Source organism: Mycoplasma sp. HU2014 (genome assembly GCF_001199495.1).
GTDB lineage: Bacteria > Bacillota_I > Bacilli_A > Mycoplasmatales > Mycoplasmataceae > Mycoplasma.
Genome location: NZ_LFYS01000013.1, coordinates 1 through 2,291, shown reverse-complemented (window position 1 = coordinate 2,291; position 2,291 = coordinate 1). Strand labels below are relative to the sequence as shown.

Annotated in this window: 2 protein-coding genes and 1 pseudogene; all 3 read left to right on the top strand. The window is 22.0% G+C overall.

The genetic code is table 4. From position 1 onward, the window contains the following. A partial coding sequence (locus AB668_RS00750; protein ID WP_327138672.1) for a transposase occupies positions 1–553 on the top strand: 553 nt, incomplete at its 5' end. Next, complete coding sequence (locus tag AB668_RS06055) at positions 550–1,953, top strand: DUF2130 domain-containing protein (protein ID WP_082160312.1); 1,404 nt, start codon at positions 550–552, stop codon at positions 1,951–1,953. The genes AB668_RS00750 and AB668_RS06055, both read left to right, overlap by 4 nt. Next, positions 1,943–2,291: pseudogene (locus AB668_RS00740) on the top strand (site-specific DNA-methyltransferase); the annotation flags it as partial. The gene AB668_RS06055 and the pseudogene AB668_RS00740, both read left to right, overlap by 11 nt.

Sequence of the window (2,291 nt, the reverse complement as noted above, 5' to 3'; positions counted from 1 at the left end):
TTATAATATGTCAGAAAAACTTGACGATAAAGAGAATCCGACATGATATAAAAAAGAATTTTATGAAGACAAATATTATTACTGCTTTAGAGACGTTAAAAGAGCATTCAAAGAAGAACACGACTTTATGTCAAGCAAAAAATTCTCAAAAGAAAGATATGACAAAATGAAACACAAATTTGGCACTATCGCATATGTTTCTGACCAAGACATAACATGTCAAGAAGCCTTGAATATGTATAAGCAAAGATGGGAAATTGAACTTGTTAATGACTTTTACAAAAACACTTTGGAACTTGATTCAGTTAAAGTTCATGATGATTTAAGTGTTTATGCAGATGAATTTATCAATATGCTTACATTAATTATTGGTTATAGAATTAAAAATAAATTTGAAGATGCAGGTTTATTTAAAACTAAAACATATAGAGAAATAATGAAAATTTTTAAACAATATAAAAAAGTTCAAATACCAGATAAACCTGATATTTGATACTTAACAAGAGTTGCTAAAAAGAATGAAGAGATAATAAACAAGGTCTTATATAGTTAATTTTTTGGGAAAGTTTTAATCTATCAAATATTCAACAACAAATTGATGATCATAAAGATCAACTTTATTTAGAAAAATTAACTAAAGAAAAAGATAAATGACAATTAGAATCAAATATTGAATTTGAAAAATATAAAAACCAATTAAATAGAGAAAATGAAGAACAATTCAAAGAAAATACTAAATTAAAACAAGAAAATCAAAATTTAAGCCAAACAATTGAAAAACAAATTTTAGATTTCAAAAACCAATTAAATGATAATAAAGTTATTTGACAATCAAATACAGATACTCAACTTGCTAATTTAAAAACTAAATTATTAGAAGAAAAACAACAAGAATTTGAACAAATTACAAAAGATAAATTAAAACTAGAATCTGATATTGATTCATTAAATAAACAATTAGAAAAGCAAGAAAAACTTATTAAATTAGAAGTTGAAAATAACTATCAAAAAGAGTTAAATAAACAAAAAGAAGAGTTAAATAAACAAATTAACGAATTAAAAGAAAGTTTAAAAGATAAAGAAAATAGTTTAAACACTATTGATTTAAATTATAAAAATCAAATTAATGAAATAACTAATAACAAACAAAATGAAATTAATAATCTTATTAAAGATTTAGAAATTATTAAAAGAGAAAAATTAACTAAAAACATTAAATTAATAGGTGAAGAATTAGAAAACTACTGTTTTAATCAATTTAATGAAATTTCAACTTTTGCTTTTAAAACTTCAACTTTAATAAAAGATAATCAAGTAGTTAAAAGTGAAGATGATTTAAAAGGAACTAAAGGTGATTTTATCTTTAAAGTTTATGCTGAAGAAGAAAAACAAAACTTATTATTAAGTGTAATGTGTGAAATGAAAAGCGAACAATTAAATTCACAAAACAAAAAGAAAAATAGTGATCACTATAAAAAACTAGATGATGATAGAAGTAAAAAGAATCTAGATTATGCTTTATTAGTGAGTGAATTAGAATATGAAACTAATGATAGTTTAATTTACAGAGTTAGTGATTATAAAAATATGTTTGTAGTAAGACCTATGTATTTTGTTACTGTGTTAGGTGTTTTAGAAACTATTGCATTAAAATATAAAGATCTTAAATTAAATAGATTACAAGAAGAATTATCATTTAAAGAGAAACAAGATATTTTAGATGAGTTTGAAGAGTTTAAAAATAACTTATTAGATAATGCTTTAACAAATATAGATAATAAAGCTAAAGAAATTTATAAATCAGCTGAAAATATTAAAAACGAAGCAACTAAAATCATTAAAAATGTAGATATAATAGTTGATAGACACTTAAATACTGTTAAAAATAAAATTAATGGATTTAAAATAAATAAATTAGTAGAGAAAATAGGAGAGATCAATAATGTTAACTAGAAAACAAGAATATATTAAAAAAGTTAATGATCTAACATTAAATAATGAGTTGAATCAAGATCAAAAAGATCTTATTATTTCAATTCTAGATAAATTTGATGAAGATGATATTAATTTACAAAATGTGTATCAATTTTTAATTAAAAGAGTTAAATTAGGTTTTACATTTGATGTAGCACCAAGTGTTGATACAGAACAAGTTGCTATATTAAGTAAAGATGATAAATTATCATTCAAAAACAATGAAAAAGGCAATAACGTTTTAATAATTGGTGAGAATTATGACGCACTTAAAAACTTGATAGTAGTCGAGAGAGAGAGAGAGAGAGAGAGAGAGA